Consider the following 23779-nt stretch of genomic DNA (forward strand, 5'->3'; position numbering starts at 1 on the left):
ATCGGACTGTTTGAGATTGAGCTAACCACCTGTAGAGGAGGCATTGAAATGGTAATGGATGAATACGAAGTAAAACAAAGATATGAAAATGTATACAGTATAAGTGATTGTCCGGCAATCTACAGTTACTTGGTGGTCGGATCTGAGGCTGCCATGTTGATCGATACCGGATGTGGCGTTGGGAGCATTCGTAAAGTAGTAGAGGGTATTACGGACAAACCTTACATTGTTGTGAATACACATGGTCATAACGATCATGTTGGTGGAGACTATCAATTTGGAGAAGTGTTTATTCATCCTGCAGATTTGCAATTAATGTTGGAGTTATACACAGATTCTTCTTATCAACAAGAATTTTTCAATCTTTTCGGTGATTACGGAATTCAATATTTTGATCCAAAATATAAGGATGATTTTTTGAAAGCCGGGCCTCCTGAAAAGATAAATGAGCTATACGATGGACAAATATTTAATTTAGGGGATATTGAAATTGAGGTCATTCATGTTCCGGGACATACTCCAGGTTCTGTCGCTCTCCTCGATAGGACGAACAGATTGCTCTTCAATGGTGATGTTGTGATGCGAAACTCGTCTTTAATTCATCGAAACGGTATGAATGTGCAGACTTACATCGAAAGCCTTAATAAACTATGGAATCGCAGGGACGAATTTGATTGGACGATTGCTTCACATGGTCATCGGGACCCCAAATTAGGGTTTAGGCCACTGGAGACTTTCTACATCAAAAAATTGCTTGACTGTGCTTCCGCTATTGATATCAATCAGAGTGTTGAAAAAATTGAGGTGGATGGAAAAGGGCTTTTATTTGTAGAACCAGGAAAAGTTCTTGGGGAAATAGATACGGTGGCTATTGGTTACAAACCTGAACAATTATAATTTCTAAAATAGGAGAATTCATATGAACATTCAATCGTTTCCAAAAGATTTTTTATGGGGAGGTGCAATCTCTGCTAATCAAGCAGAAGGGGCTTATCTAGAAGATGGTAAAGGCGTGTCAGTCAGTGATGTTCTAACAGGTGGACTATAAAACGTTAATCGTCAGCGCAGAAGCCAACAATACAATGGCGTTCAGATATTGGTGAGTGGTCACCTTCTGAATGCCCCAGATGTGCAAGGAGTCTGCGGACAAATAGGTTTTCATCCGAGAGTTGCACCGTTCTACGCTCGTTCCTTCGTTGTAAAGTTCCTTCCAGCGCTTCGTGTCTCGATGTTGACCGGAATAGCGGAGAAAGCCGCTTTTCGTATCGAATTTGACGACCATTCCATAGTTGGAGGATGAACAAGCAGCCATACCGAGCGTGCACTCCATGTTCCCGTTCCATAAGAGCAGGAGCCATATCGCCGTCATTGACATGAGCCGGTGTAACCGAGAGCGCCATGGGTAGCTCGCTTGCGGTATCGACGGCAAGATGAAGCTTGTAACCAAACCACTTGACTTTGTTGCCAAAAGAGTCAAACTTCGCACCCCAGTTGGCATTTCCGGTCAACTCGCTTTTCCGTTTCGGCTGCTTCTTCTCATAGGCATGAATCGCTGCACTGTCGACCGCCACATGACTTCCGTCGATGATTCCTTCCTTCTTGCATTGTGCGACAAGATCCTCAAACAGGCGCTCTGCCAGTCCTTCTTCATACGGAATTTATCAGGTTTTTATTTTTAATATAAGAAAAGGAGCGCAAGAAATGAATACAACAGAATTAGCAGCATTTATCATTGAAAGTGTTGGTCAAGAAGAAAATGTAAATGAAGTTACTCATTGTGCTACCCGCTTAAGATTTATTTTAAAAGACCGATCCAAAGCAAATAAAGAAGCACTGAAAAACAGCGATGATGTGTTAGCCGTTGTAGAAAGCGGAGGACAGTTTCAGGTGGTTATTGGCGGGCGAGTGGCTGAAGTATACCTTGAAATTGTGAAACAGACGAACTTATCACAAGCGGCAGCTACATCAGCGGATAAAAGCCAAGAAAAGGTTGGGATAATACCCAAAGTCTTTGATGTTATCTCCGGAACATTCTCCCCGCTGATTCCATTATTAGCGGGTGGCGGGTTACTTAAAGCTTTATTAACATTATGTGTTACATTTGGCTGGATGGTCAAGGAAAGTGGTATTTATATCTCACTTTCCGCAGCTGGTAATGCTATATTCTATTTCTTGCCGGTTTTTGCAGGATTCACGCTTGCTAATAAATTAAATGCAAATGGATATATTGGTGCTGTAATTGGCGCTGCCCTTCTTGAGCCGAACTATACAAACCTTTTAGTCAAAGGAGCTGCAGCAGTTGATATTTTTGGCATTCCAATTATTCCTGTCAGCTATGCAAATTCTATATTCCCTATTTTTATTGCAGTCATTGCTTTCTCATTTTTAGAAAAGTTATTAAAGAAAATTATACTGAAAGATTTGCAATTTTTTTTAGTTCCATTAGTTTCATTAGCAGTTATGGTACCTTTAAGCTTTCTAGCATTTGGTCCATTTGGAACTTATGTGGGTGCAGGTATTGCCAATGGAATACAAGTTTTATTAAGTTTCAGTCCCCTATTAACAGGTGCTGTTCTTGGTAGTGGGTATATGTTCTTGGTAATATTTGGACTCCACTGGGGGATTGTACCGATTACATTGCAAAATTTACAAAATGGAGGCGATCCGCTCGGACCAATGAAAGCAGGATCTACATTTGCTCAAATGGGTGTTGCAGCAGGGGTCTTTCTAAAAACAAAAGACAAAAAATTGAAGGCAATTGCCGGTCCTGCAGCAATCACAGGTATGATGGCTGGTGTTACCGAACCAATTCTATATGGTGTCGTTTTGAAATATAGAAGAACAATTCCTTATGTTGTAATTGCGGGTGCCATTGGCGGTGCTTTAGGTGCATCTTTAGGTGTTGAATTGAAATCGTATTCATTCTATAGCGTGTTAAGTATACCGGCATTTGCACCCATTGGCTTGCATGTACTGAGCGTTTCAATCAGTTTCTTTATTGCACTTGCCCTTACTTATTTCTTTGGGTATGAAAGTAAAGGTGCTGTAAATAAAAATCAAAAAACAGGAAATGCTGCTGATCTGAAAAATGCGAACAACGATGATTCGGAAGAAATAATTTACTCGCCTGTTCAAGGTAAAAGACTTTCTTTAACGAATGTCAATGATGAAGTTTTTTCTTCTGGTGCCATGGGAAAAGGGGTTGCCATTGAACCGATAGAAGGGGTGATCACTTCTCCAGTGAATGGTGTTGTTACAACAGTTTTTCGGACAGGACATGCTATTAGCGTTACATCTGCGAGTGGTGCTGAAATATTAATTCATATAGGTTTAAACACAGTGAAACTTAAAGGGAAATACTTCAATACGATTGTAAAAGTAGGTGATTCTGTCCAAATCGGGGATAAATTAGTTGAATTTGACATCGGGAAAATTAGAGAAGCAGGTTTTGAATTAACAACACCGATTATTATTACCAATACAGATCGGTATCTCGATGTTATTCCGCATACTCTCGATAATACTCAAGAAGTATTAACGTTAATTAAAGCTAAATTTGTTAGTTGAGTTTATAAAATATCATGAATTGAGAGGAGAATACACATGAAGAATCTAACATTTCCAGATAATTTTTTATGGGGAGGAGCTATTTCTGCCAATCAAGCGGAAGGGGCTTATTTAGAAGATGGGAAAGGCGTCGCTGTCAGTGATGTACTGACAGGCGGATTGTACGGTTCAAAATTATCGGAACCTGTTGGTAAATTGCCTTCTCACGAAGCGATTGATTTTTATCATCGCTATAAGGAGGATATCGCGCTTTTTGCAGAAATGGGTTTTAAATGTTTCCGTACCTCCATTGCTTGGTCACGTATTTTCCCGAATGGGGATGAAGAAACCCCAAATGAAAAAGGATTGCAGTTTTATGATCAATTATTTGACGAGTTAATAAAGAACGGAATTGAACCCGTTGTAACTATTTCACACTATGAGTTACCACTGGGTCTTGCGGATAAATATAATGGGTGGGCAAACAGAAGGTTGATTTCACTTTTTGAAAAGTATTCTAAAGTATTATTTGAACGCTACAAAGGCAAAGTGAAATATTGGATGACATTTAACGAAATTAATAGCATATTGGTTCATTCTTTTACTAGCGGAGGAATTAGAGATAAAGAAGATACCAATGCGATCTATCAAGCAGCTCATAATCAATTTGTAGCCAGTGCATTAGCAGTAAAAGCCTGTCATGAAATCATTCCAGACGGCAAAATCGGCTGTATGATTTTCTACAGCCCGACATACCCATTTACTTGTGCGCCAGATGATGTAATGACATCCGTGACAAAGGAAAGGGAGTACTATTTGTTCTCCGATGTCCAGGTTCGCGGTGAATATCCTGCATTTACTAAGCGCTTATTTAAAGAAAAAAATATTCATATCGAAGTAACCAAAGATGATCTAGATATTTTAAAGAATTATGTTGTAGATTACGTTGGATTCAGTTATTACATGAGTCGTACGGTTTCGGCACAACCGGAAGGGAAAAAGGAAGTCGGCGGAAACATGGCCAAAGGCATTAAAAATGAGTTTCTAGAGATTTCTGACTGGGGTTGGGAAATCGATCCTGTAGGTTTGAGAATTGCAGTTAACCGTTTGTATGACAGGTATCAACTTCCACTGTTTGTTGTTGAAAATGGACTGGGAGCTGTAGATATCTTGGAAAACGATACGGTTGAAGATGATTATAGAATCAATTATTTGAAACAGCATCTCATACAATTAGCCGAAGCGATTAAAGATGGCGCTGAAGTCATTGGATATACCAGCTGGGGGCCAATTGATATCATTAGTGCCAGTACCGGTGAAATGAAAAAGCGATATGGCTACATTTACGTGGACAAGGATAATGAAGGGAATGGTAGCCTGAAACGTTATAAAAAGAAAAGTTTTTATTGGTACAAGGAAGTGATCCGTAGTAACGGACTTAGTCTCTTCGAATAATCGCAGAAACCCGTGGAAGCACGATATTTCTTGTGCCTTCCACGGGTTTCTGCTTTTAGAACATTCTATTAATCTTATGGATTGAACAAAGGAACGATGGATTCATTTACGAGTTCAATGAATGTTTGTATGACAGGGGATTGATTTTTACTATCCCAGACAAGAGCTGTAACAGTATGAAACTCATTGTCTTTGATTTCTCGATAGATCACTTCATTTTGCAATAATAGGTGCATGGATGCTGGTACTAAGGCTACACCGATCCCCGTAGAAACCAACGAAATGACCGTGGACATTTCTTCAGTTTCTTGTACAATCCTTGGACTAAATCCTGCTTGGTAGCAAGAATTAATTACTCCGTCGTAGTGGACTTGGTTAGCCCGTCTTCCTGTAACAATAAAGTCTTCATTTTCTAAATCAATGAGTTGAATTGGAGATGCAGTTGTTGAATTTACAACTAATGGATGTTCTCTCGGTAAGGCGATTATCAAAGGCTCTTGTCTTATGATTTGAAGATTTATTTCTTCGCTTTCAATAGGTTCACTAATGATCCCTACGTGAATGGTTCCATCTTTTAATGCATTAATTTGTTCGGACGATGTCAATTGTTTCAAAACCACATGAATAGCGGGGTATTGAGCTCTATAATGCTTAATGATTGCTGGAAGAATATCATAGGCTGTAGAAGCGATAAAACCAATTACGATTTCACCAATCTCCCCACTTTTCATTAATCTAACAGTATGGATTGCTTCTTCTAAATGATCAAAAAGGTGATAAACCTTTTCTAAAAAAACTTTGCCTTCTTCAGTTAAATCAACATTTCTTTTTGTACGATGAAAAAGTTGTACTCCGATTTCCTCTTCCAATTGGCGAATCTGTAGACTTAAAGGTGGTTGTGCCATATTCAAACGGTTAGCAGCTTTACCAAAATGTAATTCTTCAGCAACTGTTTTGAAATATTTTAAATGTCGTAACTCCATCTGTTTTCTCCTTTTAGTAATACTTATTATGTATTATTGCCACGTTATATATATATTAGACGTTTTATTTTTGGTTTTGTAAAGTTAAATGTGAGAAGGGTGTGAAATTAATATCCAAATTTTAAAGGAGACGAGTACCTTGAAAAAGCTAACTAAAAACCAAACAATAATTTATCTTATTGTTCTGGTTATTATGTGGGGAGCCAATTGGCCATTAACTAAATTAGCACTAGCATACGCGCCACCAATCTTGTTTGCAGGGATGAGAACACTGATAGGTGGGGCCATTTTAGTTATTTTTGCTCTACCTAAATACAAGTCATTGCGATTCAAAGAAAACTGGTATATTTATGTAATTTCATCTTTGTTTAATATTATTTTATATTATGGTCTTCAGACGGTTGGTTTAAATTATATGCCTGCTGGATTATTTTCAGCTATTGTATTTCTTCAACCTGTCCTTTTAGGACTATTTTCATGGATTTGGTTGGGTGAGGCGATGTATGGCCTAAAGATTATAGGTTTAATCTTAGGTTCTATTGGTGTGTTTACATTGAGTGCAACTGGTTTTAACGGCAACGAATCATCAGTCGCAGGTGTAATTTTAGCGCTAGGGACCGCTCTTTTCTGGAGTTTTGGGGTTGTGTATATGAAAAAAACAAATGAAAGAGTAGATGCAACTTGGGCAATAGCACTCCAACTACTCATTGGTGGGGTGATTTTAACGGGGGCAGGATCAGTATCTGAGAATTGGACGGATGTTGTATGGAATGCACCTTTCATTTCCTATTTACTTATTATAGCGATATTTGTGATTGCAATTGGTTGGTTAATTTATTTCACACTTGTTGGTTCTGGAGAAGTAAGTAAGGTAGGTTCTTATACATTCTTAATACCAGTTGTCTCTATAGTGACAAGTACGCTATTTTTACATGAAAATATAACTATAAATATATTAGTGGGACTACTGTTAATTGTAATAAGTATATTGTTAGTTAATTATAAACCAAAAATCAACTCAGAAAAGTCGAACGTAAGACGAGCATCATAATAGTAAATTTAGATGTTTCCATAAAACCTGTACCCTATGTAAAGGACATTTCTAAAAAGAATTATACTGCTTGAGTTTTGTGATACAACAAGCCCAGGGTAAGTTTCCAATACAAATTTTTGATGAAGATAACTTTCCATATAATGAATGTACCTTAGTGTGCGCTAATCTCATCTTGAGAGTCCTAATGATCTTAGAAATGTACTTCCTTTTTTAGTAAAGTAAATATTCTACATCATTATAATTTAATCAGGAGGTTAGGGATTAAATCTGCTTTATACAAAAAAAGATTTTCCAAAGATTGCGCTCAGATTCTATTACTAGAGGGATTATATATGAGTAGGAGGAGAAACTATCATTTCGTAAAATAACTTCGGCTACAGACAAAAGTTAGGACACAGGAAAAGACTGGTTGGGTAGAGATTCAGTTCTATGGCTAGTTATCCTATCGATAACTTTAGTAGTTCTAGTAATTTGAGATCTGCTCAATTCTTCGATTCTTTACCCAGTTGGCTGAGAGTTATGGTCGTTGTAATCGACATCCTTGGATTTGGGCTCAAAATAGTTCGAGTTTTAATGAATTATAGATTTTCTCATTCTTCTAGATTTAATCAATGGGATCTTATACAACCCAGTTTTTCTGGTCGTATATAATGTGAACTTATAATACAAATGCTTACCTTTGGATTTCCAATGGTAAGCATTTTTTGAGTGGTTTAAACCAACAGAGGTATTTAATTTGAGTATGTATATTTATACATTTCGTCTTTTGCGGATATTCTCATCAATTCTGAAAATCAGTCATTTTCAGTAAAGTAAGGGTATAAGCATTCTCACTAATTCTGACGCCACACAAAGTGTATGAAGCTATGAATAGTTATGCATTTTTATACATTAAATAATATTTATTTTCTCCGAATGGGTGGGTTCGATTGTGAACCTACCCATTTTCCATTGAACACAGTTATGGTTCTTTCTGTAAACAAAATCACTAATTTGTCCGATACATACATAAGGATGATTTACTGTTAAATATACCCTTGAAAATTATGATTTCACATATCAACTACTTGAGACGTGCAGCCTATGTAATGTGACGACTAGAAAGGAGGTAGAGCGTGAATCGTGAAGAGGTTTTTCGACATTTTAAAAATGAGATGGCGTATTGGGATTAGCTCAGAAAGTATGCGATGTAGCTGCGTCTATTCCTGTATTGGGTGCCCTACCGAAAGCAGCAAGTCAAAAAATAGCTTCGATTCGTTCCGAAGTGGCTTCCTCTGGACCGTCATCCATAGTACATTTGCATACTGGTTCGGTGGTGACGGATTGTAATATTTAAAATATTGTATGGATTTTGACCATTCCATTTAAGCTTGATACAATAGGTTAAACTAAGTGGAGATACTTCAATATAGAATGGTGTGGTCTAAACTTGCAACATGAAAACGAACTTTTGGATGTATGGTTGTCTTTGTCTCACATCCATTCCACTTTAAATGATAAGTTAGAACAAGCTTTACTACAAAATTATGATTTATCTTTGAAGGAGTTTTATGTTTTGGGTTTTATATCCAATTCCGAGGAAAAAAAATTACGACTGCAGCAACTTCAAGAATTGGTGGGATTAAGTCAAAGTGCGACATCGAGACTCGTAGTGAGAATGGAAGCCAAAAACTGCGGGGCTTTACAAAGACATACATGCGAGGATGATCGGCGAGGTGTGTATACTCGGATTACGGAATTAGGTGAAAATAAATTCCAGCGTGCACTTCAAACCTTTAATCAGGTGTTACAATCAGAACTTCAGAAAGATGGAGTGAAGTCACAATTTCAAAATCTTACGCAAAAGCTGTTTTAGACTTTGATAGAAATGCTATGATTGGAAAGTGAATATTTACATGATTGCGCATGCATGTTTTTATCAGGCTTCCAACCATGTATGTATAGAAACGCCCTTCCAAAACTCCTCCTCATAGGAGGAGTTTTATCATCTGGAACCGTCGCTACTCCTTTGATTAAGAAACAGAGGCCGTATTGCGTTTTTCCTTGGCATTGCCGCGGTCGCGACGACTCAGCAGAAATCCGACCAGAGATGCCGTGGATTGCTGGAAAATCATCCCGAGTACAACAGGTAGTGCTACCGGGGCCGGGAAATAGGTGATGGCAAGCACGGCTCCTGCGCTAATATTGCGCATGCCGCCGTTAAAGACAAGCGCCGTACGGTCTGCATTATTCCACCGCATCAGTCCTGATATCAGATAGCCGATTGCATATCCAGTGGAAGCAAGGACGATTATGGATAGGCATACTCCGACAAGCTTGAGATTAAAATCGACCAGATAAGGCGCGATGACAGATCCGTTAATCATTACGACAAGAGCCATAGCCAGCTTGGAGAATGGGCCCAGTCGAGGTCCCCATACCTGCTTGATCTTCCCTTTAGTCCATTCGTTCAACACCATGCCGATTAGCGAAGGAACGACAATCATCCAGAACAGGCTCTGCATCATCGCCCAGGTATCGAGCTGCACATCCGCTCCGATCAGTAGGGACATGATGCCCGGAACTGCAAATGGGGCCAAAATCGTATCAATTAAAATGATCGCCAATGTCAGCGCCGTATTGCCTTTATAGATGTTGACCCACACGAAGCTGGAAATGCCCGTAGGGATAGCCGCACCAAGAATAAGTCCAGTGATCGTATAAGGATCATCATTGAAGGCCAGATGCCCCAGCATCATGGCAAGAAGCGGCATGGCCAGGTGAAGAATAAACAGACAGGCGATCAGTGGACCAGGATGTTTTATCACATGGACAAAATCCTTAAACCCCATACTGATGCTGCCCGCGAAGGTCATGAATGCAAACAGCCAGGGAGAGAGTTCTGTATATTGTGACAACGGCGTACCGATTAGGACGCCAATTAGAATGCTGATTGGTGTAATTAGCGGCATAGCTGCATTTAGTCTACGATTCAACGTGAGGAGCATACAAAACTTCCTTTTTTAACCTTAAGTATAGACCTTGCACCCCCGATTCGTAAATGATCTGTGACCTTGCTGCAGCCCGATAGAAGCAAATTTGAACGCTCCTGATGAACATAGATCAACCCTTCAAATTATTTCGGTATTCCAAAGGAGAGCAGCCCATTATTTTTTTGAATAGTCTGGAGAAGTAGTAAGGGTCCCTAAAACCGAGTTGTATGCTAATTTCTTTAATAGAAGCATTCGTCAAATCCAAAAGCTGACTGGCCCTCTGTATCTTCATTCTTAAATAGTAATCGACAGGAGAGTAGCCGGTGGATTGCTTGAATATCAAGTTCAGATGCTGCTTGGATACCTGAACATGCCGACTAAGTTCCTCAAGCGAAACGGTGGATTCCAATTGTTCACTCATATAGCGTGTTGCTTTATCCACATGACTCTGGTACGTACTGTCTTCCTTGCGAAATGCAACGGATACAACAAAACTCAGCAGATAACGGACAGTTTGCGATACTTGAACTAAATGTATGATGGAGTATGATTTATTCAGTAAAAGGTCGTAACACTGATGAAATAGCTCCAGTAGTTTGACTTCATCACTGGCGGCCATGGAAATATACGTTTTAAAAGGCTCAAATAATGCCATAAAGTCATCCACTTGGTCCCCTTTGAGATGAAACCAGTAAATCGTCCAAGGATCTCCATCGTCAGCCCCATAAGCATGCGGCATGTCCCTGGGAATGTACGCAAAGCTTCGCTCCGTCATGTCAATCATTAGGCCATCCTTTGTTCGTATCCAACCTTTTCCGCTGGCACAGTAGATGAATATATGAGAGTCACATCCGTGCATTCTTTCACGAAAATGATGGCGGGCATGGCTGAAGCAGCCTATATCCGTAATATATAGATTTTTTGTAAGCGGATTCGAATTTAATTTATCCAGCATATAGGGTGGAAGGACATATAACTTTTCACCCTCAAATCCATCAGCTTTCTTATTCATAATCTATCCATCTCCCAGCCGTAAGCGGCTCTAATGATGAAATACGTATATAATCCATCATAAACAGTGGATTGTCAATTGTCTGTAATGTCGCTTACTTGTAAGCTCTGAATATAAGGGCGACTATGAGGGAGTGATGGAATTGAGCACTTTCGATGCTAAGGCACGCGTGTGGGAGGAAACCGTGCAGATCCCAACGTATGGAATTGGTAAACCCGACAAAAATCCAATGTTTCTGGAGAAACGTGTCTACCAGGGAAGCTCCGGTCGAGTGTATCCGCATCCGGTAATTGATAAAATTGAGGATGAGAAGAAACTTGAAAATTACCAAATGGTTTTTCTGGAAAATAAATATTTGCGCATTGAGATCATGCCAGAGCTGGGAGGCCGCATTTATCGTGCGGTCGACAAGACCAACGGTTACGATTTTGTATATTATAACAGGGTCATCAAACCAGCGCTTGTGGGCTTATTGGGGCCGTGGATATCTGGAGGGATTGAGTTCAACTGGCCGCAGCATCACCGTCCCAACACTTATGGACCCGTTGAATACAAGTTGGAAGAACATGACGACGGAAGCGCAACGGTATGGGTGAGCGAAATTGATCGTATGTTCGGCACGAAAGTAACAGCTGGTTTTACACTACAACCGGATAAAGCATACCTTAAAGTTGAGGCCCAGCTATACAACCGGACTGCCGAGCCTCAAACGTTTCTATGGTGGGCCAATCCAGCCGTAGCGGTACATGAGCACACACAATCTGTTTTTCCTCCAGACGTATCAGCCGTGTTCGACCATGGAAAGCGAGATGTATCCCGTTTCCCGATCGCTACAGGCACCTATTATAAAATGGATTATTCTGAAGGTGTAGATATCTCCCGATACAAAAATATTCCTGTCCCCACTTCATATATGACCTATAAATCGGATTACAATTTCATAGGTGGTTACGATCATATAAAACAAGCCGGGCTTTTGCATGTGGCCAACCATCACATCTCTCCTGGAAAAAAGCAATGGACATGGGGAAATGGCGAATTCGGCCAAGCATGGGACCGGAATCTAACAGACGAAGATGGTCCCTACATCGAGTTGATGACGGGGGTATATACCGATAACCAACCAGATTTCACTTGGCTTCAGCCGTATGAAGAAAAATCGTTCTCGCAGTATTTTATGCCTTACAAACATATTGGTATGGTCAAAAACGCTTCAATTGACGCAGCCGTTAATCTGGAATTAAATCGCAGCGAAGGGACAGCACAGATTGGAGTCTATGTAACTTCGTCATTTCGTGAGGCTGTTGTGGAATTACGCAGTCAGCGGAAAGTTTATATTAAAGAAACCTTAGATCTGACACCTAATAAGGCCGTTATACAGAAGACAGTTATTTTGGCTGAGGATGGGGATTATGAACTATGCTTAACCGTCAAAGACGCGACCGGAAGGGAGCTGATTAGCTACCAGCCGAAGAAAAAGGAAGTTGAACAGATCCCGGCTGCTGCCGCCCCCCTGCCAGAACCGGAGGAATTAAGAACGAACGAAGAATTGTATTTAGCAGGACAACACTTGGAGCAATACCGTCATGCTACCTTTGAACCCGAGGCGTATTATCTTGAGGGCCTGAAAAGAGATAAAAATGACAGCCGCATAAATGTGGCATATGGTACGTTGCTTCTTCGTAGAGGATTGTATTCAGAAAGTGAAGAGTGCTTTCGTAAAGCTATCTCGCGGGTAACCTGGCGTAACTCTAATCCCTATGATGGTGAGGCCTACTACCAGCTTGGTTTGTCGCTAAAACACCAAGAGCGGATGGATGAGGCGTTTGCTGCATTTTATAAATCAGTATGGAGTGCGGCATGGCAAGACAGCGGGTATTTCTCACTGGCACAGATTGCGACAGAACAAGGGAACTATGAAGAAGCATTGGAGCTCGTGGAGCGTTCAATCATCCGCAATGCTCACAATTACAAAGCACGCAACCTGAAGTCGGCTATTCTTCGTAAGCTCGGCAGCTACGAAGCGGCAATAGCCTTCTCCAAGGAAACGATGAAGCTCGATATCGCCGATTTTGGAGCTTACCGTGAGCAAGCATTATCTTTAGAGGCTCTCGGGTTACGAGATGATGCTAAAACGGTCCTCGAAGAGTTGGGAAAATGGATGCGGGGAGATGTGCATAATTATATAGCGGTAGCATCGGACTACGCGGCGGCGGGACTCTATGAGGATGCAGCATGTGTGCTGGAAGAAGCTCCAAGGCAGGCGAAGACATACCCTATGCTGTATTACGTTCAGGCCTTCTGCTATGCTAAAATCGGCAAGCATGAGCAGGTGAACAATGCTCTCGCCCAGGCCGCAGATGCAGTACCCGACTACTGCTTTCCTAATAGTCTGTTTGAGTTGGATGTGTTACAATTTGCAATTCGAACGAGACCGGGGGACGGAAAGGCGCATTATTACTTAGGTAATTTACTCTATGATAAGAAACGGTATCTGGATGCTATTTCCAGCTGGGAAACGTCTCATTCCATTGACGATACTTACCCCGTTGTTCACCGTAATCTTGCTCTTGGATATTTTAACAAACAAGGCCAAGTAGAGAAGGCTCGCCATTCGTTAGAGCAGGCCTTTGCGTGCAATACTTCAGACGCGCGTGTTCTTTATGAGCTTGACCAGCTGTATAAGAAGCTGAACATCAGGCCCAACGACAGATTGAACCTAATGGAGAGTTATCCGAGAATCATAAAGCTTCGCGATGATCTGTTTTTGGAATATGTAACCGTTCACAATACGATGAAGCAACATAAGGTAGCTTTGTCCTTGCTGACAGGGAGAATATTTCATCCATGGGAAGGCGGAGAGGGGAAGGTAACTGGACAGTATAGGCTTGCCAAGGTAGAGCTTGCCAAGTCCGACCTGAGGTCTGGACGGATTGAACAGGCTGTAAAAGGGCTGCGGGAGGCTTTAGTGTATCCAGAGAATCTTGGCGAAGGTAAGCTAGAGGGTTCCCAAGATAACGATATTTACTATTATTTGGGCTGCGCGTATGAGCTATTGAAATTAACAGATGAGGCAAGGCAGGCCTTTTCCACGGCCTCTCAAGGACTGGGGGAACCTATTAACGCCATGTATTATAACGATCAGCAGCCGGATATGATATTTTACCAAGGATTGGCCTGGCAGAAACTTGGCTATGCGAAGGAAGGCGTGCGTCGATTCAACAAGCTCATTGATTACGCCGAAAGACACTTATTTGAACCCGTGAAAATGGATTATTTCGCGGTCTCGTTACCCGACTTTCTCATCTTTGAAGATGACCTGAATATTCGTAATCAGGTTCATTGTACTTATATGAAGGCACTTGGTTTGCTTGGATTAGGGCGACAGGACGAAGCTATCTTGCATTTTGAATCGGTGCTTAAGCTAGAAGCTAACCATCAAGGAGCATTGAACCATATGGACTGGGACTGGGAGGGGAAATCAAATGAATAATCGCATGAGAAAGTTACCGCGCAAATTGACGATCACCATGTGGGACTTCTCCTGGTATACAATGACACAGGAAGGTGAGCCCTACAGCGATCTTGAAGCCCGTTTTAAAGAAGCGGTCGAAAGAGGCTACAATACGATCCGAATATGTGCTATGCCATACATGTTGTTTACTGCGGATGGCAAACGTCCCGGTCCCTTGGAGTTTGCTAACCTTGGGGAAGTAGGCCAGCGTACGCGTTGGTATAACTGTCGTGGCGGCGCAGTGCTGGACGGGCATGCTCATTTACTTGAACTGTTTAAACAAGCTAAGGCTCATAACTGTTACATTATGTTATCCTCTTGGGAATATCAGCAGAGTCCCAGCTTTCTGGCTCATGCTGGGCTTAGAGATGAATTAGCTGCAATTCCCCCTAAGGAGAGATTCATGGCCATTGCAAAATCAATGGATCAGTTGATCCGTTTCGTCACAGCAGAAGGCTATAGGAACCAGATTATCTATACAGAGCTGCATAACGAAGTGGAATTTGGGCAGTTAAACGCCGTCGGAACGTCTGAAGGCATAGCCGAAACGAATGTACCAGCGCTTATTGAAGCCATGCAGCCCTACGTAGAAGAAGCAGTTGGATATCTCCGCCAATGTCATCCTGATATCATGATGACCGCCAGTTATACGTTAAATGAAGCCTACCCTAAAGCTTACGTCGCGCGCAATATGCAGGTTGCCCATTTTCATCTTTATATTAAAGGGGTACTCAATGAGCTTATGGAAGCGGCAGCGCTTTATGATGAGTTGGCGCCGTTCCCCAATCCATTCGTGCAATCCCTATTAAGAGAAGACGCTCCTCCATGTGCAGAGTGGACCCTGCCTCCGGAGCAGAATTGGCGGATGGAAGGCAATCCAGTCGGCATGAGGCTTATTTATTTGCACGACTGGGTAGATCCCGATCAATGGGATTTATTTTTGTACGATCGGTATGGAGACCATAAAATTGCCATGTTGCAGAAGGCCGACTCCCGATTGGAAGAGATTCATGAATGGACTCGTCATTCCGGCATTCCAATTGTCATAGGAGAAGGTTATGTAGGCTATACGCCGCTGTATGCCCAATTTGAAGAAGGCCCAATCGGTAAATTTATAGCTGAATATGTGTTGCGAAAAGGAATGGCACTCGGGTTCTGGGGAATGACCCTCTGCTCTAACTGTGCTCCCCATCATCCATTCTGGAATGATATCGCTTGGCAGCGCAAGTGGAATCAATTTATCCTGAATTCAGATTAACGAGTGAGGGGAGTGAACTCCATGAGAAACTATCGGGTTACAGTCAAAGACGATCAAAAACGAATTGTTAAAGGACATATCAAACTTGGCGGCACCAATCCAAAAGGAGAGGAAATCGGATTCACCAACTATTTTATGGAGAAGGACGGAGAGCCCTTTTTCGGTATTTGTGGTGAATTCCATTATGCCCGTTATGATGAACGCTATTGGGAAGACGAAATCATTAAAATAAAAATGGGCGGCGTAAACATCATTGCCACTTATATTTTTTGGAACCTACATGAAGAAGTTGAAGGTATTTTTAATTGGAGTGGGAACAAGAATCTTCGTCGTTTCATCGAGTTGTGCGGCAAACATCAGGTATACTCCATTATTCGGATCGGACCCTTCAATCACGGGGAAATTCGAAACGGCGGTATGCCGGATTGGTTATTTGGTCGACCATTTGAGGTTCGCTCTAATGATGAGGGGTATCTGTTCTACACGAGAAGATTGTATAACGAAATCGGTACCCAGGTTAAAGGGCTGCTATATAAGGAAGGGGGGCCGATTATCGGCATCCAAATCGAAAACGAACATCATCATTCATCTGCCCAGTGGGCATTGACTGTAGGAATTAATGATATGTGGTTAAACAGCGGAAGTGACGGTAACTCGCATTTGTTAAAACTTAAAGAAATAGCTCTGGAAGCGGGGATTGATACTCCGATCTATACGTGCACAGGATGGGGAGGAGCCACAACTCCTGTCCCTGATATGCTGCCGTTATGGGGCGGGTATGCCTATTGGCCATGGATCTACTACGAAGAGGGACGTTTGGAGGGGATGGACGAGCATCCTGCGACACCGGAATATATTTTCCGAGACAAGCATAATAACGAGATTCCAAAGAGCTACAATTTCGAGCCTCAATATGCTCCTGAAGACTATCCGTACGCTTGCTGTGAAATGGGTGGCGGCATGGTTCAATTTTATAAATATCGGTTCGCCTTTCCCTACCGTAGTGTTCCAGCGATGACTGTCATGAAGGTTGCAGAAGGCTGTAACCTGATCGGATACTACATGTATCATGGGGGTTCCAATCCTCGAGGTCAGGTTAACCCATATACAAATGATCTAGCTACACCCAAAATATCCTATGATTTCAACGCCATGATCGGCGAATTCGGTCAAGTAAGGGAGTCATACCAAAGAACAAAGCTGCAACATTACTTTTTTTCAACGTTCCAAAAGCAATTCTCTCTAACAAAGACTATTCTGCCAGGGGATACGTCCCAGATGGACCCTTATGATGTGGAAACGTTACGATATGCAGTGCGATCCAGTGCCAGATCGGGGTACCTATTTCTAAATAATTTCCAAGACCATGTCGAAAATGACGACCTGTGCGATTTTAATGTGAGCATTGAGCTGCCCGAGGAAACGATTGTAATCCCTAGTCAAGGTGAACTGACGTTAGGACGTGATAGTTTTGCCATATTGCCATTTAACTTCAATTTAGATGGAATGAAGCTCAAATATGCTACGGCACAGCTGATAACAAGGATAGAAGAAGATGGAGAAGTATATTATTTTTTCTTTGTACCAGCGGGCATGAAAGGAACGTATGCAATGGAGTCACAAGATATCATCAGTGCCACAATCGACAAAGGTTCGATAGAGCAATTCGATGGGAAAACGATCATTAAGGTTGCTGAAGAGGAGGATAGTCTCATCCATCTGGTATCTGAAAGTGGCAAAAAAGTTGCCATCTACACGATGACTGATGAGCAAAGTCTTACATTTTGGAAGGTAAATATGCAAGGCCGAAATAGAGTCATTTTGACAAATGCCAATCTACTAGTATCTGAGGGCGATTTAAGGCTGGAATCAACGGGCCAAGAAAGGGTAACCCTGAGTGTATTCCCGGATTTTGACGCCTCATTCACATCTATTTCCGGTGGAGAACTGCTTGAAATATCAGAAAACAATGTATTCAAAACGTATCGTTTAAAGGCTCCTAAGAAAGAAATCCAGTTCAATTTGAAAAGGGTAAATAACGATAAATTTACTATTGATTTCGAAACAGATGCGTTTCATGGAATCAAGGAGGCTCTGCTGCGTATCGATTATACTGGAGATATCGGTTATGCTTTTATCGATGGCGAACTGATCAACGATAATTTCTGCAACCATACGACCTGGGAAATAGGTTTGAAAGCATTTGAACATCGGCTCATCGAGCAAGGGTTGTACGTGTATATTTCCCCCATTCGAAAGGGTAAGGTTCTCAACAGCAATACGACTATGGCGGGCTGGAACGAGGCGACAAAGGAACGTATCGTAGATATCGGTTCGGTTAACCTTGTGCCTGTATATGAAATCAAAATCACCATATAACCCAGAAGGTTATATGGTGATTCTTTTCCAGAATAATCTACATAAAGTAATCAGCCAGTGAATACATGAGTCTTTTTTATTTTCTTAATGTGTTTTTAGTAGATACCGGCTTTTTTCGATGTTTGTTTGATCCCGTTGCTTCCGTTAACTACAGTTTTTCCCCAATCCGTCAGATTGCCATTAGGTCCTGTTACAAGATCAAGGTAGGAAAGGTTGGAACTATTACCATACCAGGACCAGGCTAACCAGCCTATCCCTTTGGATTGTCCGTATCTCATGATTTCTGTCTCGTCGACATCTGCTCCTTGATGGTAACCGCCAAATTCACCAATAATCAGCGGAAGTCCTTGATTCAGAACGTTATCAATATTGGTTCGAACAGTTTGAGCATCTTTACCCGCGAACTCATACATATGGATGGAGAATACCGTATTTTTCAAAGAATCAGCTGCAAATACAGATTTACCAAAGTCATTGATAGACTGAGGATATTGTCCCCATCCGGCACAATCGACGATGAGCGTATTTTTGATACCTGCGTTTCTCAACTTGGGAATCGCTTGCTTGTATCCATCAGCCCAACCACTCCCATTCCAAGAACCATACCATTCGTTCGCAATGTTTACGATAACCCGATCTTCCTTGCCGATCAGAGCATCTTTTATGCTAATCCAGTAGTTCACAGCTGCATCCAAAGACGCGTAGTCGTCTTTGCCCGTAGCGTCATGAACTTCAAGCACAGCAATCATTTTGTAACTCGTGACGAGAGAGATCATATTTTTCACGGAATTAATGTCATCCTTGGTGTACTGGTTTCCGTTTGAAAGGACAATTCGGACGGTATTAGCACCTGTCTGGGCAATTGCCGGGATAGCTGTATAAAGATCGTTTTTGTACCAAGTGTGAGCATGATTGACGCCTCTCATAACAAACGGCTTGTCTGTAGAATCATACAATTTGGTACCGCTTACATAAAATCCTGAAGCAGCTTGTGCCTTGGAGAAGAATCCCCCCAAACCAATCATGATAAGCACACCGACGAGTCCAGACAATAATGCTTTTCTTAACAATACCTTCATTTTTTTACCTCCCTAAATATATTATTCAACTTCCTGCTATATAGAGATGAAGTAGGTATGTAAGTATGTATACAGCAGTAAGCTAAACACAACATAAAACGCTTTCATTTTTGGTGATAGTTATTTTTTGTTATTCTATCATTTGTATTTTTGTTATGCAATTGATTTTTTTAGCTATTTTTTTGCTTTTGAAATGCAGATACATAGATTACTTATTTATGTGTGATTTTTCTATGATTTTATTGTGCTCGTTGCTTCTATTAAGGTGTATTCCTTCGATATTTATTTGTAATTTAGTTTTTTAAGATAAAAATAACCTAACTAGTTTTTCTTTAGTGTGCCTAGATTATGTAGATAAACCTAACGTTCTGCTTGGCTGATTATCTTGAACAAAGGTGAGATCTATCGGAAGCAATACTTAAGCTTCACCACGATATTAAATTATAGTATGATATTCTTATGAAAAATTTTACCAGAGTGAATAGGGGCAAGCTGATGAGAAAACCAATCATTGCAGTCGATATGGACGATACCATCTGTCATCTCGTCAAACGAGCCATATACCATAACAATAGTGAATTTCCCACTCATCCGCTTCGGTATGAAGAAATGTTAGATTGGAACACTGATCATCTACGTCATCCGAAGAGCACGCTTGATGTATTTTATGGACGACCGGGTTTGTTTGAGGAACTTGAACTATTTGACGAGTATGTTGTAGAAGAAATGGAAAATCTTTGCAATGCTTTTGATGTCATTATTGTGACAGCGGCAGAACCCAAGACCGTCGTAGAGAAATGGAACTGGCTTCAAAGACATATGCCATTCATTCCGATTGAGAACTTTTTCCCATGTAAACGAAAAAACCTGATTAACTATGATCTCCTGATTGATGATGGTCCTCATAATTTAGTGCCTGCGCTAGAGGCGGGGAGAAAGGTGCTTTGCATTCCTCATCCATGGAATCTGAGAGCAAGAGAGCAATATGAGTTCCCCGTCATGACATCCTGGCAAGGGGCAAAAGAACGAATCGACTCCATTTTAGGGGTTCTGTATAAATAATAGAACCATTCGTAAAACAGCTGGCTCCTTTGGAACTGGCTGTTTTGCTAGAAAGAATAGCACTAATGATTGAAATGAAATGGTACAATTGATATGCAAATCCATGAGGAGGGAACGTGTATGACCATGACTATGGGGCAGGTTGTGAATCATCTGACCAAGGGAATAAGCATACCCAACACCAGCGTAGATCTGCTGGAACCAGGATTTATAGATATTGAGGTACACGGAATTGTAACCGCTTTCTCTGCTTCGCAGTATGTGATAGAACAAGCTATTTCTCTAGGTGCAAATTTTATCATTACGCATGAAGGCATCTTTTATAGTCATCAGAGGATGCATGAATGTTTACTACATGATCCTGTTTTTTTGCAAAAATCTCGCCTCATTGCCGATGCAGGTATAGGCATTTATCGGTTTCATGACACCATACATCGTTATCAACCGGATGGAGTGATGGTTGGGCTTCTTCAGGCGCTTGGCTGGCACAACTACATTGTGAAGCAGCAGCCGACGGCCGCCATTTTGACTATTCCGGTTATGGAAGTTCAGGAGATCGCTGAATATATCAAAGCCAAACTACATATTCGTTATGTACGGGTGGCTGGCGAGGTTTCCATGCCGTGTGAACGAGTGGGAATCTCAGTAGGATACAGGGGAGGTGGTGAACTAGCCATTCCATTATTTCTAAATGAAAATGTAGATTTAGTCATTGCCGGTGAAGGCCCAGAATGGGAAACACCAGAATATGTTAAAGATGCTGTCTACCAAGGTCAAAGTAAAGCACTTATCATGCTGGGACATGCTGAAAGTGAAGCACCTGGGATGAAGTATCTCGCAGATGTACTTTCCGCTCAATTTCCAATGCTCCCCGTACACTTTATTGAAGATCGCCCGGTGTTTCAAATATTGTAATGAGAACACGTCTTTTGTGATGGTCATCCAGCACTGCTGTTATATCCGTTCATCCACTTTATGAAATGGAGGCAAGATGATGGGAAGCAGAGTGAATATGCCGTTCAAAACGGGCTGGAAGTTTATAGAAGGTAATTACGCAGGTGCTGAGAAAATGGACTACAACGATGAGCATTGGCGACTCCTTCAAGTCCCTCATGATTGGAGCATTGAGAAGTCCTTTGATCCACATATGCTGTATGGTGGCAATCAAGCTTATTTGCCGAGATGGTCTGTCGGATGGTACAGAAAGCATTTTAATGTGAAGCCTTCCTCTCCAAAACAGCGCGTATACATACAATTTGATGGCATTCACAGTAACAGTGAGGTTTGGATCAATGAACATTTTGTGGGCAAGCGGCCCTATGGATATGTTAGCTTTCAATATGATTTGACTCCATATATTCGGTGGGATGAGGAGAATGTGATTGCCGTCAAAGTGGACAATACGATTCTTTCACCTGACAGATGGTATTCCGGGGCCGGTATTTATCGTAATGTTTGGCTGATTTGTACGAATTATATTCATATAACCGAATGGGGGACTTACATTACCACACCTGAAATTTCGCCAGATGAAGCCAAGGTAACTGCCAGAATCCAGGTCACTAATCATCACGCGCATGCCGTAGAGTGTACGATTATGACTGAAATGCTGGACCCACAGGGACAGATCAAAGGAAAAGTTGAAAACCGAGTCACTCTTTCGAGCTGTGAAACGGGGGAAATAGAGCAAAAAACGCGAGTTTTAGAGCCAGAACTATGGTCACCGGACAACCCAGTGCTCTACGAAGCCCAGACGACGATCTATTGTGACAATACAGAGGTGGATCGTTATTGTACTCCTTTTGGTATAAGAGAAGTGAAGCTGGACACTCAAAAAGGTTTATTTCTGAATGGGCACATCTTAAAGCTAAAGGGAGTGTGCATTCACCATGATTTAGGCTGTCTGGGGGCTGCTTACCATGATACAGCCATGAAAAGAAGGCTTCAAAAGCTGAAGGAAATGGGCTGTAACTCGATCCGTTTTGCTCATAACCCGATGGCGCCCGAATTATTAGATTTATGTGATCAGATGGGGTTCTTGGTGGTTGATGAGGCTTTTGACAAATGGAAATCTCTTTTCTATGAGCATTTATATGATGAGTGGTGGGAAAAAGATCTGGAAGCAATGTTGCTCAGGGACAGGAACCATCCCAGTGTTTTCATGTGGAGCGTTGGGAATGAAGTGGAGAATCAAGGTCAGCCATCCATGCTCAAAATGTTGGAGCAGCTCGTGGGTTTCTGCCATGAAAAAGACCCAACCCGACCAGTTACATGTGCGCTTGAGCCGCATAATACACCGATCAGCTTGCGTGAGGGTTCAATTGAGGCCAAAGTGGAGCATACCAAACAGCTGGCACAACGAGTGGATGTTCTAGGGTTAAACTATCAGGAGCAGTGGTATGAGCACTATAGGGCGGCCATGCCGGATACGCTTATCCTTGGAACAGAAACATTCCCATACTATCGGGGTAAGGATAACCGGGTTAAAGGTTATTTGCCTCTGAATCCCTGGTTTGATGTCGCTAATCATGATTATGTGATCGGTCAATTTGTTTGGAGTGGAATTGACTATTTGGGAGAAACGAGTTATCCCTCCAAAGGGTGGTCTTCGGGCCTGATTGATACTTGCGGATTCCACAAACCAGTATCTTATCTCCAACAAAGTTTATGGTCTAATCAGCCTGTTGTGCACATAGCCGTATTTAACGAACATATGAAATCGGAATTTAATCCGACATGGACGATGCACTGGAAATCTCCGGCTATGGATGATCACTGGACATTTCCTGAATACGGTGGAAAATTGATACGGTTGGTTACCTTCACCAATTGTGAGAGCGTGGAATTGATCATGAATGATGAATCATACGGTGAGAGGAAGTTAGTGGACTATCCTAATCATTTAATCGTATGGGAGCTTCCCTATACACTGGGCAAAATCCGGGCTGTGGGTCGTAATGGAAACAAGAAGGTTTGTGAGCATGAATTAACCACTGCCGGACTTCCTTATGCTCTAAAGTTGGAGGCTGATCGGGTAATTCTACCTGCTGATGGGTATGAGATATCTCATGTGGAAGTAACCGTCATAGACCAAAATGGGATCATTGTACCTAACCAGGATTTTGATGTAGCCTTTAAACTACAGGGTGATGGTCGTATCCTTGGAATAGACAATGGTGATCTCACCAGCGATGAATCCTTCAAGGGGAATGAGAGACGAACACACAGAGGAAGGTGTCTCGTTGTTGTACAATCGGGTTATGTGGCTGGTGAGTTGTTGCTTCAAGCGTCCGCAGATGGAGGGTTGCTGGGAGAAACCAGACTGAAAATAGAACAAGAACGCAAATGATAATTCAAGGCTGATTCAGTCTAGAGCTTGTATGGTTTAATTAAAAAGGTCTGAATAGGTGGTGGGCGCGCATGCCCTACCTGCTCAGGTCTTTTTTAATATGTTTACAACTGACG

General features: G+C 41.7%; 16 protein-coding genes and 2 pseudogenes. 13 read left to right on the forward strand and 5 right to left on the reverse strand.

Annotated elements, in window-relative coordinates:
• The first annotated feature begins 48 nt into the window (after window positions 1-48).
• Window positions 49-897, forward strand: a complete 849-nt coding sequence (locus tag ACL9RM_RS08900) for an MBL fold metallo-hydrolase (protein ID WP_250267372.1) — start codon at window positions 49-51, stop codon at window positions 895-897.
• A 22-nt stretch (window positions 898-919) separates the two neighbouring features.
• Window positions 920-1042, forward strand: a pseudogene (locus tag ACL9RM_RS08905) (family 1 glycosylhydrolase); the annotation flags it as partial.
• On the opposite strand, the pseudogene ACL9RM_RS08910 reads toward ACL9RM_RS08905, so the two are convergent.
• Window positions 1043-1646, reverse strand: a pseudogene (locus ACL9RM_RS08910) (transposase); the annotation flags it as partial.
• A 55-nt stretch (window positions 1647-1701) separates the two neighbouring features.
• Here ACL9RM_RS08910 and ACL9RM_RS08915 point away from each other — a divergent pair.
• On the forward strand, window positions 1702-3567 hold the full coding sequence (locus ACL9RM_RS08915; protein WP_250267373.1) for a beta-glucoside-specific PTS transporter subunit IIABC: 1866 nt from the start codon (window positions 1702-1704) through the stop codon (window positions 3565-3567).
• 36 nt (window positions 3568-3603) lie between these two features.
• Window positions 3604-5001: a glycoside hydrolase family 1 protein gene (locus ACL9RM_RS08920; RefSeq protein ID WP_250259507.1), complete on the forward strand. Its 1398-nt coding sequence runs from the start codon at window positions 3604-3606 to the stop codon at window positions 4999-5001.
• Window positions 5002-5075: 74 nt separating this feature from the next.
• On the opposite strand, the gene ACL9RM_RS08925 is transcribed toward ACL9RM_RS08920, so the two are convergent.
• Window positions 5076-5984, reverse strand: a complete 909-nt coding sequence (locus ACL9RM_RS08925) for a LysR substrate-binding domain-containing protein (protein WP_250259506.1) — start codon at window positions 5982-5984, stop codon at window positions 5076-5078.
• A 139-nt stretch (window positions 5985-6123) separates the two neighbouring features.
• Here ACL9RM_RS08925 and ACL9RM_RS08930 point away from each other — a divergent pair, with 139 nt between their 5' ends.
• The 3 genes from ACL9RM_RS08930 to ACL9RM_RS08940 all read left to right on the forward strand — a co-directional run bounded on the left by ACL9RM_RS08930 (window position 6124) and on the right by ACL9RM_RS08940 (window position 8893).
• Window positions 6124-7035 carry a DMT family transporter gene (locus tag ACL9RM_RS08930; RefSeq protein WP_250267374.1) on the forward strand — a complete coding sequence of 304 codons (912 nt, stop codon included), beginning with the start codon at window positions 6124-6126 and terminating at the stop codon, window positions 7033-7035.
• 1165 nt (window positions 7036-8200) lie between these two features.
• The gene (locus tag ACL9RM_RS08935) at window positions 8201-8374 is read left to right on the forward strand and encodes a hypothetical protein (RefSeq protein ID WP_414126274.1); all 174 of its coding nucleotides are present in this window, start codon (window positions 8201-8203) and stop codon (window positions 8372-8374) included.
• Window positions 8375-8488: 114 nt separating this feature from the next.
• The gene (locus tag ACL9RM_RS08940) at window positions 8489-8893 is read left to right on the forward strand and encodes a MarR family winged helix-turn-helix transcriptional regulator (protein ID WP_416381816.1); all 405 of its coding nucleotides are present in this window, start codon (window positions 8489-8491) and stop codon (window positions 8891-8893) included.
• 157 nt (window positions 8894-9050) lie between these two features.
• Here the strand turns inward: ACL9RM_RS08940 and ACL9RM_RS08945 are convergent, their stop codons facing one another.
• Window positions 9051-10025 (reverse strand): bile acid:sodium symporter family protein, encoded by a 975-nt coding sequence (locus ACL9RM_RS08945; RefSeq protein ID WP_250267375.1) that lies wholly within the window; start codon window positions 10023-10025, stop codon window positions 9051-9053.
• A 115-nt stretch (window positions 10026-10140) separates the two neighbouring features.
• Complete coding sequence (locus ACL9RM_RS08950) at window positions 10141-11022, reverse strand: AraC family transcriptional regulator (protein ID WP_250267376.1); 882 nt, start codon at window positions 11020-11022, stop codon at window positions 10141-10143.
• A 136-nt stretch (window positions 11023-11158) separates the two neighbouring features.
• On the opposite strand from ACL9RM_RS08950, the gene ACL9RM_RS08955 reads away from it, so the two are divergent.
• Genes ACL9RM_RS08955 through ACL9RM_RS08965 form a run of 3 tightly spaced genes read left to right on the forward strand, consistent with a single transcriptional unit; the run spans window position 11159 to window position 18173 of the window.
• Window positions 11159-14515: a DUF5107 domain-containing protein gene (locus ACL9RM_RS08955; protein ID WP_250267377.1), complete on the forward strand. Its 3357-nt coding sequence runs from the start codon at window positions 11159-11161 to the stop codon at window positions 14513-14515.
• Window positions 14508-15794: a cellulase-like family protein gene (locus ACL9RM_RS08960; protein ID WP_250267378.1), complete on the forward strand. Its 1287-nt coding sequence runs from the start codon at window positions 14508-14510 to the stop codon at window positions 15792-15794. Before ACL9RM_RS08955 ends, ACL9RM_RS08960 begins: the two co-directional genes overlap by 8 nt.
• Window positions 15795-15815: 21 nt before the next feature.
• The gene (locus ACL9RM_RS08965) at window positions 15816-18173 is read left to right on the forward strand and encodes a beta-galactosidase (protein WP_250267379.1); all 2358 of its coding nucleotides are present in this window, start codon (window positions 15816-15818) and stop codon (window positions 18171-18173) included.
• Between the two features lie 95 nt (window positions 18174-18268).
• On the opposite strand, the gene ACL9RM_RS08970 is transcribed toward ACL9RM_RS08965, so the two are convergent.
• Entirely contained in the window at window positions 18269-19252 is a 984-nt protein-coding gene (locus tag ACL9RM_RS08970; RefSeq protein ID WP_250267380.1) for a glycoside hydrolase family 5 protein, read from the reverse strand.
• Window positions 19253-19747: 495 nt separating this feature from the next.
• On the opposite strand from ACL9RM_RS08970, the gene ACL9RM_RS08975 reads away from it, so the two are divergent.
• From ACL9RM_RS08975 to ACL9RM_RS08985, 3 genes are all read left to right on the forward strand, one after another.
• Window positions 19748-20314 (forward strand): 5' nucleotidase, NT5C type, encoded by a 567-nt coding sequence (locus tag ACL9RM_RS08975; RefSeq protein ID WP_250267381.1) that lies wholly within the window; start codon window positions 19748-19750, stop codon window positions 20312-20314.
• A gap of 120 nt (window positions 20315-20434) precedes the next feature.
• Window positions 20435-21229 carry a Nif3-like dinuclear metal center hexameric protein gene (locus ACL9RM_RS08980; RefSeq protein ID WP_250267382.1) on the forward strand — a complete coding sequence of 265 codons (795 nt, stop codon included), beginning with the start codon at window positions 20435-20437 and terminating at the stop codon, window positions 21227-21229.
• A 79-nt stretch (window positions 21230-21308) separates the two neighbouring features.
• Window positions 21309-23663 carry a glycoside hydrolase family 2 TIM barrel-domain containing protein gene (locus tag ACL9RM_RS08985; RefSeq protein WP_414126304.1) on the forward strand — a complete coding sequence of 785 codons (2355 nt, stop codon included), beginning with the start codon at window positions 21309-21311 and terminating at the stop codon, window positions 23661-23663.
• The last annotated feature ends 116 nt before the right edge of the window (window positions 23664-23779 follow it).

The organism is Paenibacillus sp. S29 (assembly GCF_049319765.1).
Lineage (GTDB): Bacteria > Bacillota > Bacilli > Paenibacillales > Paenibacillaceae > Paenibacillus > Paenibacillus polymyxa_B.

Excerpts from the sequence above, each read along its gene's own strand:
- ACL9RM_RS08970 (WP_250267380.1), bottom strand. The coding sequence starts at position 19,252 with ATGAAGGTATTGTTAAGAAAAGCATTATTGTCTGGACTCGTCGGTGTG.
- ACL9RM_RS08980 (WP_250267382.1), top strand. The coding sequence starts at position 20,435 with ATGACCATGACTATGGGGCAGGTTGTGAATCATCTGACCAAGGGAATA.
- ACL9RM_RS08925 (WP_250259506.1), bottom strand. The coding sequence starts at position 5,984 with ATGGAGTTACGACATTTAAAATATTTCAAAACAGTTGCTGAAGAATTA.
- ACL9RM_RS08920 (WP_250259507.1), top strand. The coding sequence starts at position 3,604 with ATGAAGAATCTAACATTTCCAGATAATTTTTTATGGGGAGGAGCTATT.
- ACL9RM_RS08985 (WP_414126304.1), top strand. The coding sequence starts at position 21,309 with ATGGGAAGCAGAGTGAATATGCCGTTCAAAACGGGCTGGAAGTTTATA.
- ACL9RM_RS08965 (WP_250267379.1), top strand. The coding sequence starts at position 15,816 with ATGAGAAACTATCGGGTTACAGTCAAAGACGATCAAAAACGAATTGTT.
- ACL9RM_RS08955 (WP_250267377.1), top strand. The coding sequence starts at position 11,159 with ATGGAATTGAGCACTTTCGATGCTAAGGCACGCGTGTGGGAGGAAACC.
- ACL9RM_RS08975 (WP_250267381.1), top strand. The coding sequence starts at position 19,748 with ATGAGAAAACCAATCATTGCAGTCGATATGGACGATACCATCTGTCAT.
- ACL9RM_RS08960 (WP_250267378.1), top strand. The coding sequence starts at position 14,508 with ATGAATAATCGCATGAGAAAGTTACCGCGCAAATTGACGATCACCATG.
- ACL9RM_RS08950 (WP_250267376.1), bottom strand. The coding sequence starts at position 11,022 with ATGAATAAGAAAGCTGATGGATTTGAGGGTGAAAAGTTATATGTCCTT.
- ACL9RM_RS08915 (WP_250267373.1), top strand. The coding sequence starts at position 1,702 with ATGAATACAACAGAATTAGCAGCATTTATCATTGAAAGTGTTGGTCAA.
- ACL9RM_RS08945 (WP_250267375.1), bottom strand. The coding sequence starts at position 10,025 with ATGCTCCTCACGTTGAATCGTAGACTAAATGCAGCTATGCCGCTAATT.
- ACL9RM_RS08900 (WP_250267372.1), top strand. The coding sequence starts at position 49 with ATGGTAATGGATGAATACGAAGTAAAACAAAGATATGAAAATGTATAC.